This window comes from Neorhizobium alkalisoli, from assembly GCF_002968635.1.
Classification (GTDB): domain Bacteria; phylum Pseudomonadota; class Alphaproteobacteria; order Rhizobiales; family Rhizobiaceae; genus Neorhizobium; species Neorhizobium alkalisoli.
This window is the reverse complement of the sequence record NZ_PVBN01000001.1, coordinates 496,244-512,554: the sequence shown is the minus strand read 5'-3', so window position 1 is coordinate 512,554 and position 16,311 is coordinate 496,244. Positions and strand designations below refer to the sequence as shown.

The window sequence follows — 16,311 nt, the reverse complement described above, 5'->3', positions numbered from 1 at the left end:
GGGTCGAAAAGCTGCGGCAACAGTAGCTCTCCGCCAGTGCCAGATCCTGGCCTGATAATTAAAATTTGTTCAATCATTTCGACGCATGGTCGCCTCGTGCGATGCGAGCACGTGACCAGCGCAGGAAGCGCACTCCCCCTCCGTTCATATACTCCGCTCCGGCTCCATCAGGAGCCCGGCCGGGTGAAAGCGCGCGAACATGAAGAACCTAAAAATTTCCCATCAGTTATTGACCGTGGTGGCTGTCCTTATGGTGGCCTTCGCCACCGTCACCTATTACCAGATCCGGACCTCGATCGCCTCGATCTACGCCGAGCGCTACGACATGCTGCGCACGCAGGTGGAGTCCGCGATCTCCATACTTCAGAACTATTATGAACAGGAAAAGGCGGGCAAGCTGACCCGTGAACAGGCGCAGACGCAGGCTTACGCCACCGTCGCCGCCATCAAGTTCGAGCCGGCTGGCTATATTTTCGGCATGACGAAAGACATCGTCATGACCTTCCACTTCAACTCCAAGAATGTCGGCACCTCCCAGAAGGGCCAGCCCGACAAGATGGGCAAGCTCTTTCGCGAAGAGATCGTCGCCAACGCACAGGCGGGCGGCGGCATTACCGAATATCATTGGGAAAAACCCGGCCTTTCGGCTGACGACGTCTACAAAAAGGCCGTCTATTCGCGGACGTTCCAGCCTTGGGATGTGGTGGTTGCGACCGGCGTCTACGTGGACGACCTCGAAGCCAAGATCCAGCGGACGATCCTGGAGGTCATTTCCTTCGGGCTCATTGCCTTCCTTGCGGCCCTTGGCGTCGCGATCCTCGTCATCCGCAACATCACCAAGCCTCTGACTGCGGTGCATTCGGCGCTGGAAGCGGTCGCCGACGAGAATGTGAGCATCGCCATCCCGCATACCGAAATGTCCAACGAAGTGGGCATGATGGCCAAAGCGACCCAGGCCCTGCAGGAAAAGATCCGCGAGCGCCAGGCCATGGCGGAGCGGGAAGAGAAGCAGAAGCTGGAGCTGGACCAGGAACGCCAGCGCAACCTCGGGCAGCAGCAGCAGGACGCCAAAGCCCAGACGCAGGTCGTTTCCGCCATCGGCGAGGCGCTGGAAGCTCTCGCCACCGGCGACCTTACCATCCGCTGCGGCGATCTCGGACCGCGTTACGAAACGCTGCGCTACAACTTCAACGAAGCGCTCGGCCAGCTCGAAGCAGCGATGGCGAAGGTCAATGCGAAGGGCATCGACATCAGCGGTTCGAAGGAAGAAATCCGCCGCGCCTCCAACGAACTCTCGCAGCGCACCGAACGCCAGGCCGCCAACCTCGAAGAAACCTCCGCAGCCCTCGACGAGCTGACCGTCGCCGTGCGTCATACCGCGGAAGGTGCCCATGAAGCGTCACAGCGCGTCAGCTCGGTCAGCACCGAGGCTGCCCGTTCCGACCAGATCGTCGCCCAGGCGATCGAAGCCATGGGGGGTATCGAACATTCGTCGGGCGAGATTTCCAAGATCATCGGCGTGATCGACGAGATCGCCTTCCAGACCAACCTTCTGGCGCTCAACGCCGGTGTCGAAGCCGCCCGCGCGGGCGAATCCGGCAAGGGCTTTGCCGTGGTTGCCCAGGAAGTGCGCGAGCTTGCACAGCGTTCCGCAGCGGCCGCCAAGGAGATCAAGGACCAGATTTCCCGCTCCTCCGGTCAGGTGCAGAACGGCGTCCGTCTCGTGGGCGAAGCCGGCGAGGCGCTGAAGCGCATCTCCAGCCAGGTCAAGGACGCGAGCGAGATCGTCGGCAAGATCGCCCATTCCGCATCCGAGCAGGATACGACGCTACGGTCGATTTCATCCTCGCTGAACCAGCTCGATGCTGCGACCCAACACAATGCGGCGATGGCGGAAGAAACCACGGCTTCGGCCGAGGCACTGGCGACCGATACGGACGAGCTCCTGAGCCTGATCCGCAGCTTCCGCGTCGGGCATGGCAGCGGCGGCGGCGCGCTCCACCGCACGGCGCAGAAGATGCGCAAGGCGAGCTAACGGACCCTCGGGGGCCGGGGACCGGAGACCGTCGGGCGAAGGCCCGGCGGTCTTTTTTTGTTACGAAACGATCTTGGAGAAGTCCGCAACGGTCGCCGTTGCTTCACGAATGGCTTTCAGAAGCGCCAGACGGTTGGCCCGGATCGCCGCATCCTCGTCGTTGACCAGCACCTCTTCGAAGAACCGGTCGACGGGCGCACGGAGCTTCGAGAGTGCTTCCATGGCCGAGCGGAAATCTTCCTGGGCAATAGCGTCCGAGGCTTCCTGCGATGCCGACCGGATCGCCGACCAGAGCGCCTTTTCCGCATCGAGCCGCAGCAGTTCGTCTGCCACGCCATCGGCAACCACGGTGCCCTTCTTCTCCTCGGCGGCGAGAAGCTGCACGGCGCGCCTGGTGCCGGCGAGCAGGTTCTTGCCGTCTTCCGAGGTGATGAAAGCGGTGAGCGCTTCCGCACGGCGCGCGATCATCAAGAGGTCGTCTGCATCCGGCGTAAGCACCGCATCGATGATGTCGTGCCGCGCGCCCATGTCACGCAGATAGACTTTGAGGCGGTCGTGGAAGAAGGAGAGGAGGTCGGGCTTATAAGCGCGATCATAAACTTCTTCCGGGTTCGCGGCTGCCGTTCCATAGAAGGCGGGGTTATCCGCCGCCGCAAATGTTTGCGAAAGACTCAACGGAACCTTCCGCTCCAGCAGGATACGCACGACGCCCAGTGCGGCCCGGCGGAGCGCAAACGGGTCCTTCGAACCCGTCGGCTTTTCGTCGATCGCCCAGAAGCCGACGAGCGTATCGAGCTTGTCGGCGAGCGCCACGGTGAGCCCGACCTTGTCTTCCGGAAGGCGATCCGACGGGCCGTTCGGTTTCCAGTGATCCTCGATCGCAGACGCGACGGACGCGTCTTCGCCTTGGAGCAAGGCATAGCGGCGGCCCATCAGGCCCTGCAGTTCGGGGAATTCGCCAACCGCTTCGGTGCGAAGGTCCGCCTTGGCAAGCACAGCGGCACGGTCCACCAGCGCCGGATCGGCACCGGTGACCTTGGCCAGTTCCGCTGCCAGCGCGCGGATGCGGGCCACGCGCTCACCCTGCGTGCCGAGCTTGGCGTGGAAGGTGACGTTCAGCGCGTCGAGCTTCGCCATGCGCTGGTCGAGCGGTTTATCGAGATGAAGACCGAACTTCGCGGCCGAGTCCTTCAGCGTTTCGAGGTCCGGAAGGTTGCCCTGGTCGCGGGTCCAGAAATGCTTGGCGTCCGACAAACGGGCGCGCACCACCTTTCCGTTGCCGTGGATGATCTCCTTGCCACCGTCCTTCGCCTCGATATTCGAAACCAAGATGAAGCGGTTCGAGAGGCCCTCGCCGCCTTGCGGCCGCGTGACGAAACATTTCTGGTTCGTCTTGATGGTGAGCCGAATGATTTCGGCCGGGATTTCGAGATAATCCTGTTCGAACTCGCCCATCAGCACATGCGGCCACTCGACGAGACCGGAGACCTCTTCCAGGAGACCCTCGTCCTCCACCAGATCGAGGCCGTTGGCGAAGGCGAGGTCGCGCGCATCGTGCAGGATGACGTCCTTGCGGCGATCGGCATCCAGCATGACCTTCGCCTTTTCGAGGCTCGCCACATAGTCCTCGAAGCGCCGCACCGTGATCGGCTCGGGCGCATGGAAACGATGGCCGTAGGTGATATTGGCAGCGACCAACCCGTCGATCTCGAAGGGGATGACCTGCGTCTCTTCGTGTTCCGGGCCGAAGACGCAGACGATCGATTGCAGGGGGCGAACCCAGCGGAGGCTTTCCGATCCCTTGCCTTCGACTCCGGAGAACCGCGCGCCCTTCGGCATGGAAGCCGCACCCCAGCGCATCGACTTGGGCCAGGGGAAATTGCGGATGATGCCGGGTATCGCCGCGGCGATGATCTGTTCGGCGGGGCGGCCCGGCTTGGAAATGACCGCGACGTAGAAATCGCCCTTCTTCGGATCGTTGACGATCTGCGCTTCGGAAACGTCCGAAAGACCCGCCTTGCGCAGGAACCCCTGAACCGCCTGCTCCGGCGCTTTGGTCGACGGCCCCTTGATCTCCTCGCGCTGATCGGCGGAACGCGCCGTCAGGCCCCGGATATCGAGGGTCAGCCGGCGCGGCGTCCAATATTCGCGCGCACCCTCATAGGTCAGCCCCGCCTCCACCAGCGCGTCGGTGACGAGCTTTTTGAGATCCCCCGCCGCCTTGCGCTGCATGCGGGCCGGGATTTCCTCCGAGCGGAGTTCGAGAAGCAGATCGGGCATCGATAATCAACTTTTTGATGATTGTTCAACAGGGGGTGGCCTTAGCAAGCCCACCGCAAAAAGTCATCAGGGGGATTGGGGAAAGTGGTTTACCACCCTCCTCCGCCGCCACCGCCTCCGCCACCGCCGGAGGAGCCGCCGGAAAAGCCGGAGGAGGACGAGGAGGATTTGGGTGCGGGAATGGTCGAGGCGATGGTGGAAGCCATGGAGGAGGCAAAGCCGCCGATGCGGTCGCCGAAGCTCGAATGGGAAGTGCCGCTGTACCAGCCAGGGGCATAGGACGCCGCCGCAGCACCTGCGGCCGCCGTGGCGAGCCAGGCTTCGAAGGCGCGGCTCCAGGGCTTTTCCACGCCGAGTGCCACCGCATAGGGCAGAAGCTTCTCGAAATGCTGCGGCGACATGGTCGGTGCGTCCGCCATGTTCATGCGGTCCTTTTCCGCAAGCGTGAGATAGGTGCGCAGGCCCTCGATACCGTCCATCAGCTTGCGGCCGAGCGGCGTCGGTGCGCCCATCAGGAAAAAGAACATCACGTTGGCAAGAACGATACCGCCCACCGCCGCCAGCACCGGCCAATGTTCGCTGCCGGTCAGTTCCGAGGCCAGCCCCACAATGATGCCCGAGAGCGTGGAAATCGCCACCAGACCGAAGAAGCCCACCATCAGGATCGCCATGAATTTCGAGGCCAATGTACCCTTGCGCTTCATGGCCCTGCCAAAATTCACGGCAAAGACGCCGAACACGGCGGCAAAGAAGGTCGGCGCGACAAGGATGGCAATCATGTCAGGCTCGATATTGCCGAAGACGAGTATGGCCCCGATTGCAAGCAGGCTGAGCGCCAAGCCACCGATGACATAACCCGTATTGGCCTTGTAATATTTGCCGCGATGCTCCTTTTCGATCGCCTGGCGGAAGCCGGCGCCGACCGACTGGACCGTCGTTCCGTTCGCCTCGTCAATGACGAGGCTTCCGCCCTTGCCGCCGATGGAGCCGAGGATCGAGGCCTGACCGATCGGCAGATCCCGCGGCACGGCCTTCTCCGTCCGGCGCAGAACGATCTTCTCCTTAAGATCGTCGAGCACCACATATCCCTTGACCGCGAGATCGAGCACGCCAGCCGAAAAGGCGGTCCAGCCGCCGCCCGAAAAGCCCTTGTTGTCGATGTAGTTGACGAGGGCGGGGGAAAGGCCGTCCGGGGCATCCCAGCGCGGCACCATGACCCCGCCGGCCGGATCGCGACCGATGCGATTCCAGAACACCGAGTAATAGGCGACGACCAGGATCAATCCGCCGACACCCAGGAAGACATTGAGGTTGTCGCGGAGCCACCAGTCGAGCTCCTGATCGGCTGAAGGCAGCGCGACCACGCCTTTGGAGAAGCCGACGACGATCGTCAGGCCCTCCTGTTCGCCGAGCGGGCGGGTGGTCGCAAAAGCCGCCTCGCTGCCGTTTGCCTGCATGCGGGCGTTGCGCTGGGTGGAGCCGAGCGGACCGGTATAGGCCGCGGTCTGAGTTACCCTGCCCCCCGGCAGCGTCACGCGCGCCGAAGCCTGCGCTATGCGGAACTGCCAGCCATTGCCGGTGACGTTCCAGTAGAGTTCGTCATGGTCGTCGAAGTAGCGGATTTGGCGGTCGGTCCTGTAGGTAAAGACATAGGTGTGCTCACCGTCTCGAAGAAGCACATCCTCCGACCCCGCATAGATACGGATGCCGCCGGCCACCGTTTCCGTATGATGAGGTTCGTCCCGCCCGTCGCGCGTGACCGATACGACATCGAAGCCGACACGCACCGTGCGTCCCGCCGCGTCCTGCATGGTCAGCGGAAAATCGCGGAAGATGCCGCGCCGGATCCGGTTGCCTTCCGCGTTGACGGTGATCGTTTCGGAGACGGTCAGTCCGCCATCGGCGGCAATCTGAACATCGGAATGATAGGCGCGGATATATTCCTCCGCCCGTGCCGGCAATGCCGCGAACAGGCCGAGGAGAAGCGAGAGCCACAAACCGGAGAACCACCGCATCACGACATATCTCCCCTCGGCCTCCGCCGATTTTCACAGTTTATTGGATGTCGGTGTAAGTCACGCCCAGCGAAGCCAGCACGTCCCAATAGGTCGGGAAGGTCTTGGCGACGCAGTCGGGATCGAGGATGGTGATGCCGCCGATCTTCAGCCCCGCCAGGGCAAAGCTCATGGCTATGCGATGATCGGCGAAAGTGTCGATCTCCGCCGGCAAGGTCTGGCCTGCAAGCGATGGATCAGACGCGACGAGGAGATCGTCCCCCTCCTCTGTCGCCAGACCCTCGCGGATATTGTTGAGGCCGAGCGAAAGTGCCCGCACGCGATCGCATTCCTTGACCCGCAGGTTGGCGATGCCGGTAAACCGCACCGGCGTCTCGTTGAAGGCGGCCAGCACGGCCAGCGTCGGGACCGCATCCTGCATCTGCGAGCCGTCGATCTCGGCGGGCAAATGCGGGAATTGCGAGATGAGATCGTAGGCCTTGGCATCCGGCTGGGTGAAGGCATCTGCCGGCACGCCGAGATCGATCGCGCCCCCCGTTAGCACTTCCGCCGCCCAGAGATAGGTGGCTGCAGAGGCATCCGGCTCGATGACGAAATCGGTCGCATGATAGCCTGTCGGCTCGATCTGCCACGTCACGGCGCTGGTACGCTCCACCTTTGCGCCGAAAGCCCGCATCGCAGCCACCGTAAGATCGATATAGCCTAGCGCGCCGATATGTTCGCCCAGCAGTTCCACGACGACCGGCCGATTTCCGCCGGCCGCCATCATCAGCAGCGCCGAAACATACTGGCTCGACAGACCGCCATCGATACGAACGCGATCCGCGTCGAACCGACCGGTGCCGTTGACCGTCACGGGAGGGCAGTCGGTTGCTGTGGACGCGTCGACGCCGAGCGAACGGAGCGCCTCGACCAGCGGTCCGATCGGCCGTTTGCGCATGTGTTCATCACCGTCGACCACGACCTTGCCGTCCACCAGGGCGGCAGCCGCCGTCAGGAAGCGGGTTGCCGTGCCGGCATTGCCGAGGAAAAGCGGGGCCGCCGGCGGTAGAAGCCTGCCTGTGCCAGTGACGACGAAGGTCGTTGCATCCGGCTCATCCACCTGCACGCCCATGGCCCTCAGTGCTTCTGCCATATAACGGGTGTCGTCGCTCTTCAGCGCGCCGGTGAGACGGCTCGTACCCTTCGCAAGTCCTGCCAGGAGCAGCGCCCTGTTGGTGATCGACTTCGATCCAGGCGGCATGGCGCGGCCGGAAAGCGGCTTGCCGGGCGGCAGGATGGTGAGTTTGGCTCTGCCCATGATGATCGTCTCTTACGTCATCTGCAGCGCTGCCGTGCCGCTTCGGCACGGCAAAGACGCCGCAACATTTGATTTTACGCCGCAAAAGCGCGGCCAACCGCGCTCATAAACCGTTGCGTCCGAAAGGCCAATGGCGATTTCAGAACTTGACGGCCGGCACGGCGCGGTCCGCTTCGTTGGTGATCTCGAAATATTCGCGCTTGGAAAAACCGAACTGGCCCGCAATCAGATTGGAGGGGACGCTTTCGACCTTGACGTTCAGGTCGCGGGCGGCACCGTTATAGTAACGCCGAGACATCTGAATCTCGCTTTCGATCGTCTCCAGCGAGGCCTGCAACTCGGAAAAGTTCTGGTTTGCCTTGAGGTCCGGATAGGCTTCCGCCAGCGCGACGAGCTTGCCGAGCGCCTGGCCGAGCAGCCCTTCCGCCTGGGCGCGGCCCGCCACGTCGCCGGCCGGTATCGCCTGGGCCTGGTTGCGCAGCTTGACGACCTCTTCGAACGTACCCTTCTCGTGGGCGGCGTAGCCCTTTACCGTTTCGATGAGGTTCGGGATCAGGTCGGCGCGGCGCTTCAGCTGCACGTCAATGCCCGACCATGCCTCTTCGGCCATCTGCCGAGATTTGACCAGGCCGTTGTAGAGCATGACGACGTAAAGGCCGACGAGAACGACTATGCCGAGCAGAATATACATTGCTTAAGAATCCCCCAGAGACGCTTTAATTCCGGGGGACACTAGCCATACTTCTCTGGGGTCGTCAAACCGCCGGGTAAAAGGCCAAAGCCGGCAGGTCAGGCAGCCTTGCCGAAATTCAGGCCGCCGGCTTCCGTCAGCAGGAATGCCTCGCCGCAGGCTTTGGCGAGCGTGCGCACGCGCAGGATATAGCTCTGGCGCTCGGTCACGGAAATCACCCCGCGTGCGTCGAGCAGGTTGAAGACATGCGATGCCTTGATGCACTGGTCATAGGCCGGGAAGACGCATTTGTGCAGCATCTGATTGGCATTCGCGCCGGGAGCGCCTGCCGCGAGCAGAGCCTGGCACTCCTTTTCAGCATCGATGAAATGGCGATGCAGCATGGCGGTGTCGGCGAATTCGAAGTTATGGCGCGAATATTCCTGCTCCGCCTGCAGGAAAACATCCCCATAGGAGATCTTTTCCTCGCCTTCGCGACCGTTGAAGTTCAGGTCGTAGACGTTGTCGACGCCCTGGACATACATGGCGAGGCGCTCCAGGCCGTAGGTCAGCTCGCCCGCAACCGGTGAGCATTCGATGCCGCAGACCTGCTGGAAATAGGTGAACTGCGAAACCTCCATGCCGTCGCACCAGCATTCCCAGCCGAGACCCCAGGCGCCAAGCGTCGGGCTTTCCCAGTCGTCTTCGACGAACCGCACGTCATGCAGCAGCGGATCGAGCCCGATCGCCTTCAGCGAGCCGAGATAGAGCTCCTGCAGGTTGGACGGGTTTGGCTTCAGGATGACCTGATACTGATAGTAATGCTGCAGACGGTTCGGGTTTTCGCCGTAACGGCCGTCGGACGGCCGCCGGGAAGGCTGCACATAGGCTGCTTTCCAAGGCTTCGGCCCGAGGGCGCGCAGCGTTGTCGCCGGATGGAAGGTCCCGGCGCCGACTTCCATGTCGTAAGGCTGCAGCACCGCGCAGCCCTTGTCTGCCCAATAATTATGAAGCGCGAGGATCAGCCCCTGAAAGGAGCGGGTCGGGGACATATGGTCGGGCAGCTCGGTCATGGCGATATCAGGTTCGGTTGGAGGGATGCGGACGAGTGCCACGCATGAGGGGCACGGGTCAAGGATTAAAGGTCCGGGACGTCGCGCGGCTCTGCGCTTATTCCTCGTCCCTCTTCACCCGGTATTCACCCGTCACCGGATCTTTTTCCAGCGTGCCGACTGCGCCGGTCCGGCGCTCCTTCTCGTGCTGGCGGGAGCGCTGAGAAAGCCGTTCGGCGTCCTTGATGAACTTTTTGTACAACATCCAGCCACCGCCGATCAGGATGATCAAGAATATAAGCTGCGCCATTTCCCCCTCTCGCGTTTTCGGCCGTTCAAAGGCCGTAGCGGCTCCACAATGCCTTTTCCTCGAGGCCGGCGGCAAGTCCCGTGGTCAGCCCTGCGGCGATTTCGCCAGCCTTGCCTTCCCCAAACACCACACCCGGCACCCGACGTCCGAAGAGCGTGCGGGCACTGCCGATCAGCTCCAGCCTGGCATCCTTGCCATAGCGACGTTTCAGCACGTCTCGCATGTCGCCCAATCCATCGACCAGACCGAGGTCAACGCCGCGTATGCCGCTCCAGAAGAGACCGGAGAAGATCGTCGCATCATCGGCCAGCCTTTCACCGCGGCGCATCTTCACCATGTCGATGAAGACCTGGTGGATTTCGAGTTGCAGCGCCTTCAGGTACTCGATATCGCCTTCCTTTTCCGGCTGGAAGGGATCGAGGATCACCTTATTTTCGCCGGCGGTATAGACACGGCGTTCGATGCCGATCTTGCGGAGCAGTTCAGGGAAGCCGAAGCCGCCGGAGACAACGCCGATCGAGCCGACAATGGAAGTCGGATCAGCAAAGATCTCGTCACCGGCGAGCGCGATCATGTATCCCCCGGATGCCGCGACGTCTTCGACGAACATCAGCACCTTCTTGTCCTTTTCCTCGGCGAGTGCCCGGATGCGCTGGAAGATCAGACGGGACTGCACCGGCGAACCGCCCGGCGAATTGATGGCAATGGCAACGACGGGTGCCTCCTTCTTCGCGAAGGCCTTGTCCAGCATCGGTGCAACGCCGGCGAGATTGAGGGGCTGCTTGAACTGGCTGCCACCGGCCATGATCGCCCCGTGCAAGCGGACGACGGGGATCGTCACACCAGTCTTACGGAACCGCTTCGGCGTCAGCCTATTCCAAAACCCGCTCATTTCTCTTCCTTCTGTCGCGTTGGGCCTGCCACAGCATGTATGTGTCGGATTCGCAAACACAATGGCCGCGCCCCGAAAACCGGGCGCAAAACGGCCGATGCGCGCATCGCTGATCCAGAGTTCACGCCGTCGGCAGATTTCTTTTCGGGCCTATTCGCCGATAGGCGGCACGGCCGTTGTTGAGATCATCCACGAACGGGGTGAAGGCGTGTCCGTCCGCGCCGTGCACGAAGAGCGGCGCCCGCAATGTCAGTCGGGCGCGGGAGCCCTTGATGGCGGTGACCAAAATGCGCGTGGCACTTTCATCCGGGCGCGGATGGAGCGCGGTCATCTCCAATCCACCGAATCGTTTGCCGCAGGCCTCGACAATTTCCACGATCGATTGCGGCCGGGCGATCAGGGACAATTGCCCGCCGGGTTTCATGATTGCCCCCGCTGTGCGAATCCAGCCGTCGAACAGACCTTCGGTCATGGCATGGGCCTCGGCCTTCAACGCATCCGGCGTCCGGCGGTCGGCGGCATCGTTGAAGGGAGGATTCATGATGACGTGGTCAAAGATCTCGTCCGGGAGCCCGGCGACCACCCGTGGCTTGCCTGTCAATGTCACATCGGCTTCAAGGACTTCGACACGCGCCACCACCGAAATGTTTTCGGGCAGGGCAAGGGTCCGGCGGGCATAATCGGCCATCAACGGCGACTTTTCGACCAGCAGCACCCTCGCTTCCGCGAGCCGTGCGGCGACGGCAAGCCCGGCGGCGCCGGCACCGGAGCCGAGGTCTGCGACCTTGACCGGCCTGTCGGATGCCACCAGAGAGGCGAGCAGCATCGCGTCGACGCCGGAGCGATGTCCGCCGCCCCTCGGCTGCATCACATGGAATTTGCCACGATGAAACGCGTCGATGGTAAAGGCCGATGCCGTCATATAGTCCGAAGCTCCGCCTCCAACCCGGCATCCTTCAAAATCTGCCGCGCCTCCTCAACCCTCTCCTCATCCACCAGGAAGCGGCGCGGCAGCAGCCCGAGCGAGCCCTCCAGCACGCTCATCGACTGATCGGCGATCATGCAATGGATGCCTGCGTCTTTCATCAGGCTTTGCGCCAGCGACAGGATCACGACGTCGTTGGTGCGAATAATCTCCAGCATGACTCTTTTTTGAACTCCATTAGATCAGACAGCATACGATTTGCGCTTGCCGCACTATCCGCCTCTTTCTATTGTCGCCCAAAAGATTTCGCTAGGGAGACCTCATCGTTGGGCGTCGTCATACCGCTTGAAGAAGGCAAAAACAAACTCGCATCCGTCAAGCCTCTGGTGGATCTCACCAAAGTGGACATGGACCGGGTCAACCAATTGATCCTGTCCAAGGCCGGCTCCGACGTGCAGATGATTCCCGAGGTGGCCAATCATCTTATCTCGTCCGGCGGCAAACGGCTGCGGCCGATGCTGACGCTCGCATCCGCTTCGCTGTTCGGCTACCAGGGCGACGCCCACGTGAAGCTCGCGACCAGCGTCGAGTTCATGCACACGGCGACCCTGCTGCATGACGACGTGGTGGACGAAAGCGATCTGCGCCGCGGCAGATCCACCGCCCGGATGATCTGGGGCAATCAGGCAAGCGTGCTGGTCGGCGATTTTCTGCTGGGCCAGGCCTTCAAGATGATGGTCGAGGTCGGTTCGCTCGACGCGCTCGACGTGCTGTCGACCGCCGCCTCCGTCATCGCCGAGGGCGAAGTGCTGCAGCTTTCCGTCGCCAAGAGCATGGAAACGACAGAAGACGACTATCTCTCCGTCATCCGCGCCAAGACCGCCGCTCTCTTCGCCGCGGCCGCTGAAGTCGGCCCGATCATCGCCAATGCCGACAAGGCGGGACGTAACGCACTCAAATCCTACGGCATGAATCTCGGCCTGGCGTTTCAGCTTGTCGATGACGCACTGGACTATGGCGGGAAGGCCGCCGATCTCGGCAAGAATGTCGGCGACGATTTCCGGGAAGGCAAGATCACGCTGCCCGTCATCCTCTCCTATCGCCGCGGCACCGAAAGCGAGCGCGCCTTTTGGCGGCAGGCGATCGAGCAGGGTGAAAGCAGCGCCGAGAACCTGGAGAAAGCGCTCGGCCTGATGAACAAATACGGCGCGCTGAACGATACCATTGCCCGCGCTCTGCACTACGGCACCATCGCGCGGGACGCGCTGGCGCCGTTGCCGCACTCGCCGATCAAGGCCGCGCTTCTCGAAGTCATCGACTTTTCGATCCAGCGCGTTAACTAGAAACAGTACCGATCCACAAAGGTTTGACCGGCGCTGCCCGTTGCGGCGCTGGAGATTTCCTTGCGGACCTGCTTCAAAAAAGCCATTCTGTCGTGAATCAAATGGGCGCGAACGGCAGCGGCATTTATTGCTGCGCCATGCTCTACACGAAAGGCATCTTCATGCGGCGGACATCCAGCCTTCTTCTGCTTTCCAGTGCGGCAATTGCGACCATCCTCCTGTTCAGCGGGGCCGCAAATGCAGCAACGGAAGAGCCAAAACCAGCCGCAACAGAGGTCGTGACCTTCAGCCCCGGCGACGTCCAATCCTTTTCCGGAGCCTTTCTTGCCGCCCGCACCGCGGATGTGGATCATGACTATCCGACCGCCATTACGCTTTACCGCAAGGCGCTCACCTTCGATCCGGCCAATCTGGAAATCCGTGAACGACTGATGATCTCGCTGCTGCTCAACGGCGACTTCGACGAAGGACTCCAGGAGGCGGACGCTCTGAAGAGTGATTCGGCCGTCGAGCGGATCACCAAGATCGTGCGGGGCCTCGATGCGTTGCGCGACAAGAAGTTCGACACGGCCAAAAAAGTCCTCGCTTATGATGGCCCGAACGATCTCGACCGGTTGACCCATCAGCTTCTCCTCGCCTGGGCGCAGGTCGGCGCCGGCAAGGGCAAGCAGGCCATATCGAGCGTCAGCAGCCTGAAGGGCCCGCCCTGGTTCAAGGTATTCACCGACTACCATCTCGGCGCCATGGCACTGGTGGCCGGCGACATCGGAACCGCCCGGCAGCATCTCAATACGGCCGTCACCAACAAGGAAGCCGTGGCAACCGCGCCCGATACCTTCATGCGTGCCGTGATGGCGCTCGCGCGGCTGGAAGCCAGCGCCGGCAACAGACAGAAGGCACTCGACGCAATTGCCGTCGGCGACGGCATGGTCTCCAACTATGCACCGCTGAAAGCACTGCGGCAGAGCATTGAAAAGGGCGAGAAGCCGGTGCAGCAGGTGACCAATGCAGCGGAAGGTGCTGCAGGCGTTCTGTTCTCCATCGGCGGCGCATTGAACCGCCAGGGCGCCGAGGACATGGTTTCGCTCTACCTGCAGATCTCCAACGCCCTTGACCCGAAGAGCGCCGATACGCTGATCCTGCTCGGCGGCATTGCCGAAAAGCTCAAGCAGCCCGATCGCGCCATTCAGTTCTACGCAAGCGTCCCGACCGATTCGCCGATGCGGCGGATTTCTGAGCTGCAGCTGGGTGTGACGCTGTCGGAGACCGGAAAGGTCGACGAGGCCAAGCAGCATCTGAAATCGCTGATCGATTCCGACCCTACCGACATCCGCAGCTATATCGCCTATGGCAGCGTGCTTTCCGAAGCCAAGGATTACAAAGCCATGGCGGAAACCTACGACAAGGCGATCGGCGTTATCGGCCCCGTGCCGAAGGCCGGCGACTGGACCATCTTCTTCCAGCGGGGCATCGCCTACGAGCGGCTCAAGCAGTGGGACAAGGCCGAGCCGAATTTCCGCAAGGCCTTGGAACTCAATCCCGAGCAGCCGCAGGTGCTGAACTATCTCGGTTATTCCCTGGTCGACATGAGCAAGAACCTCGAGGAAGGCCTCGACATGATCCGCCGGGCGGTAGAGGCGCGGCCCGACGACGGCTATATCGTCGATTCGCTCGGATGGGCCTATTATCGCATGGGCAAGTTCGAGGAATCGGTCACCGAACTCGAGCGCGCAGTGCAGCTTCGTGCGGGTGACGCGACGATCAACGACCATCTGGGCGATGCCTACTGGCGCGTCGGGCGCAAGCTGGAAGCCGTCTACCAATGGAACCGGGCGCTGATCTCGGAGGGCGAGGATATCAACCGCGAGCAGATCAAGGCCAAGGTCGAGAATGGTTTGGCGCCTATCGATCCGAATGCCACGACTGCCGACCGCAGCCAGATCGCACCCGTTGCCCCGGCCCCACCGGCACCCGCCAACCCCGACAAAAAGTCCTGACGCATCATGTTTGCCGATGGCATGCCTTTTGAAACCGGGCTCGCCGAGGAGGCGGGCCTTTTCGAACTGGCCCCGGCCAAGATCAATCTCGCTTTGCATGTGACGGGGCAGCGGTCCGACGGCTATCACTTGCTCGAAAGTGTCGTCACCTTTGCCGATGCCGGCGACCGCCTGAACTTCGCCGCGGCCGAGACCGATGAATTTACCGTTTCCGGACGATTTGCGCATCTTCTGCCGGCTGAAGCCGAAGGCCAGCCTGGCAATCTGGTGCTAAAGGCTCGCGATCTGCTGCGGGAGAAGCTGGAAACCGCCGGCTTTGCCGCTCCAGCGGTCGCAATCCATCTTGAAAAGAACCTGCCTGTAGCAGCCGGAATCGGAGGCGGGTCCGCGGATGCCGCCGCTACCTTGCGGGGTCTCCTGCGCTTCTGGAACAGCCGGCCGCCGGAGGCGGAAGTCCAAGCTCTTGCCCTGGCGCTTGGCGCCGACGTACCCATGTGCCTCAAGGGCCAGGCCCTGGTCGCCAAAGGCATAGGCGAAGACATTGCGGCCTTGCCCACCCTGCCCTCGCTGGCGCTTGTGCTCGGCAATCCGCTGGTGGGCGTGTCCACACCAGACATCTTTGAGCGGCTCGCCCTCAAATACAATCCGCCGATCGGTCCTCTGGATGCGGATTGGATTCCGTTTCTCAAAAGGCTGCGCAATGATCTCGAGCCCCCGGCGCGCTCGCTGGTGCGCGAAATCGACCAGATCTCCAACATGATCGGCGCGGAAGGCGCCGTGCTGACGCGGATGTCCGGTTCGGGCGCCACCTGCTTCGGCATATTTCCTTCCGCCGAGATGGCAGAAAGAGCCGCGGAAAACCTGACAGCCCAGAGGCCGGACTGGTATTTTCAGGCGGTGCAGACCGTTGGCCAAAGCCCTGGAAAGACATCATGAACCGGATCGACGAAACCCGCTCCTTCATCCCGGTCGGCATTGCCGTGCTGACCGTCTCCGACACCCGCAGACTGGAAGACGACAAATCCGGCGACACGCTTGCCGCCCGAATTGCGGAAGCAGGCCATCAGCTGAAGGCCCGCGCCATTGTGACCGACGACAAGGACAAGATCGCGGCCCAGGTGCGGGAATGGACGCTCGATCCTGAGATCGACGTGGTGATTACCACCGGCGGTACGGGCTTCACCGGTCGTGACGTCACCCCGGAAGCGCTTGAACCGCTCTTTGAAAAACGTATGGACGGCTTTTCCGAAGTCTTCCACCGCATTTCCTACGACAAGATCGGAACCTCCACGATCCAGTCGCGCGCGACCGGCGGAGTGGCGAATGCGACGTTCATCTTCGTGCTGCCAGGCTCGCCCGGCGCATGCAAGGACGCCTGGGACGGCATATTGAAGGCGCAGCTCGACTATCGGCATATGCCGTGCAATTTCATCGAGATCATGCCACGGCTCGACGAGCACCTGAAGCGCGGCGGAAAATAGCAAGGCACCGC

Annotated in this window: 14 protein-coding genes; 5 read left to right on the top strand and 9 right to left on the bottom strand. The window is 62.1% G+C overall.

Annotation, left to right across the window (positions count from 1 at the left end; all coding sequences use genetic code 11):
* The first annotated feature begins 199 nt into the window (after positions 1-199).
* A complete protein-coding gene (locus tag C5L13_RS02430) occupies positions 200-2,035 on the top strand; it encodes a methyl-accepting chemotaxis protein (RefSeq protein ID WP_105381645.1) in 1,836 nt (611 codons plus the stop codon).
* A gap of 60 nt (positions 2,036-2,095) precedes the next feature.
* Here C5L13_RS02430 and glyS read toward each other — a convergent pair whose 3' ends face one another.
* The 9 genes from glyS to C5L13_RS02385 form a co-directional block, all read right to left on the bottom strand.
* On the bottom strand, positions 2,096-4,315 hold the full coding sequence (gene glyS / locus C5L13_RS02425; protein WP_105381644.1) for a glycine--tRNA ligase subunit beta: 2,220 nt from the start codon (positions 4,313-4,315) through the stop codon (positions 2,096-2,098).
* A gap of 89 nt (positions 4,316-4,404) precedes the next feature.
* Positions 4,405-6,330: a DUF2207 domain-containing protein gene (locus tag C5L13_RS02420; RefSeq protein WP_105381643.1), complete on the bottom strand. Its 1,926-nt coding sequence runs from the start codon at positions 6,328-6,330 to the stop codon at positions 4,405-4,407.
* A gap of 40 nt (positions 6,331-6,370) precedes the next feature.
* Positions 6,371-7,630, bottom strand: a complete 1,260-nt coding sequence (locus tag C5L13_RS02415; protein WP_407070392.1) for a 3-phosphoshikimate 1-carboxyvinyltransferase — start codon at positions 7,628-7,630, stop codon at positions 6,371-6,373.
* 139 nt (positions 7,631-7,769) lie between these two features.
* The gene (locus tag C5L13_RS02410) at positions 7,770-8,321 is read right to left on the bottom strand and encodes a LemA family protein (RefSeq protein ID WP_105381641.1); all 552 of its coding nucleotides are present in this window, start codon (positions 8,319-8,321) and stop codon (positions 7,770-7,772) included.
* 98 nt (positions 8,322-8,419) lie between these two features.
* A complete protein-coding gene (locus C5L13_RS02405) occupies positions 8,420-9,373 on the bottom strand; it encodes a glycine--tRNA ligase subunit alpha (RefSeq protein WP_105381640.1) in 954 nt (317 codons plus the stop codon).
* A 97-nt stretch (positions 9,374-9,470) separates the two neighbouring features.
* Positions 9,471-9,662, bottom strand: a complete 192-nt coding sequence (locus tag C5L13_RS02400; protein ID WP_105381639.1) for a hypothetical protein — start codon at positions 9,660-9,662, stop codon at positions 9,471-9,473.
* A 25-nt stretch (positions 9,663-9,687) separates the two neighbouring features.
* Positions 9,688-10,554 carry a S49 family peptidase gene (locus C5L13_RS02395; RefSeq protein WP_105381638.1) on the bottom strand — a complete coding sequence of 289 codons (867 nt, stop codon included), beginning with the start codon at positions 10,552-10,554 and terminating at the stop codon, positions 9,688-9,690.
* A 121-nt stretch (positions 10,555-10,675) separates the two neighbouring features.
* Entirely contained in the window at positions 10,676-11,476 is an 801-nt protein-coding gene (locus C5L13_RS02390) for a tRNA1(Val) (adenine(37)-N6)-methyltransferase (RefSeq protein ID WP_105381637.1), read from the bottom strand.
* Positions 11,473-11,697, bottom strand: a complete 225-nt coding sequence (locus C5L13_RS02385; protein WP_105381636.1) for a putative signal transducing protein — start codon at positions 11,695-11,697, stop codon at positions 11,473-11,475. Before C5L13_RS02385 ends, C5L13_RS02390 begins: the two co-directional genes overlap by 4 nt.
* Positions 11,698-11,805: 108 nt before the next feature.
* Here C5L13_RS02385 and C5L13_RS02380 point away from each other — a divergent pair, with 108 nt between their 5' ends.
* The 4 genes from C5L13_RS02380 to moaB all read left to right on the top strand — a co-directional run bounded on the left by C5L13_RS02380 (position 11,806) and on the right by moaB (position 16,300).
* The gene (locus C5L13_RS02380; RefSeq protein WP_105381635.1) at positions 11,806-12,822 is read left to right on the top strand and encodes a polyprenyl synthetase family protein; all 1,017 of its coding nucleotides are present in this window, start codon (positions 11,806-11,808) and stop codon (positions 12,820-12,822) included.
* A gap of 161 nt (positions 12,823-12,983) precedes the next feature.
* Entirely contained in the window at positions 12,984-14,819 is a 1,836-nt protein-coding gene (locus tag C5L13_RS02375) for a tetratricopeptide repeat protein (protein ID WP_105382046.1), read from the top strand.
* 21 nt (positions 14,820-14,840) lie between these two features.
* The gene (locus C5L13_RS02370; RefSeq protein ID WP_105382045.1) at positions 14,841-15,755 is read left to right on the top strand and encodes a 4-(cytidine 5'-diphospho)-2-C-methyl-D-erythritol kinase; all 915 of its coding nucleotides are present in this window, start codon (positions 14,841-14,843) and stop codon (positions 15,753-15,755) included.
* The gene (gene moaB / locus C5L13_RS02365; RefSeq protein ID WP_105381634.1) at positions 15,752-16,300 is read left to right on the top strand and encodes a molybdenum cofactor biosynthesis protein B; all 549 of its coding nucleotides are present in this window, start codon (positions 15,752-15,754) and stop codon (positions 16,298-16,300) included. The genes C5L13_RS02370 and moaB overlap by 4 nt, the downstream gene beginning before the upstream one ends.
* Positions 16,301-16,311: the final 11 nt, after the last annotated feature.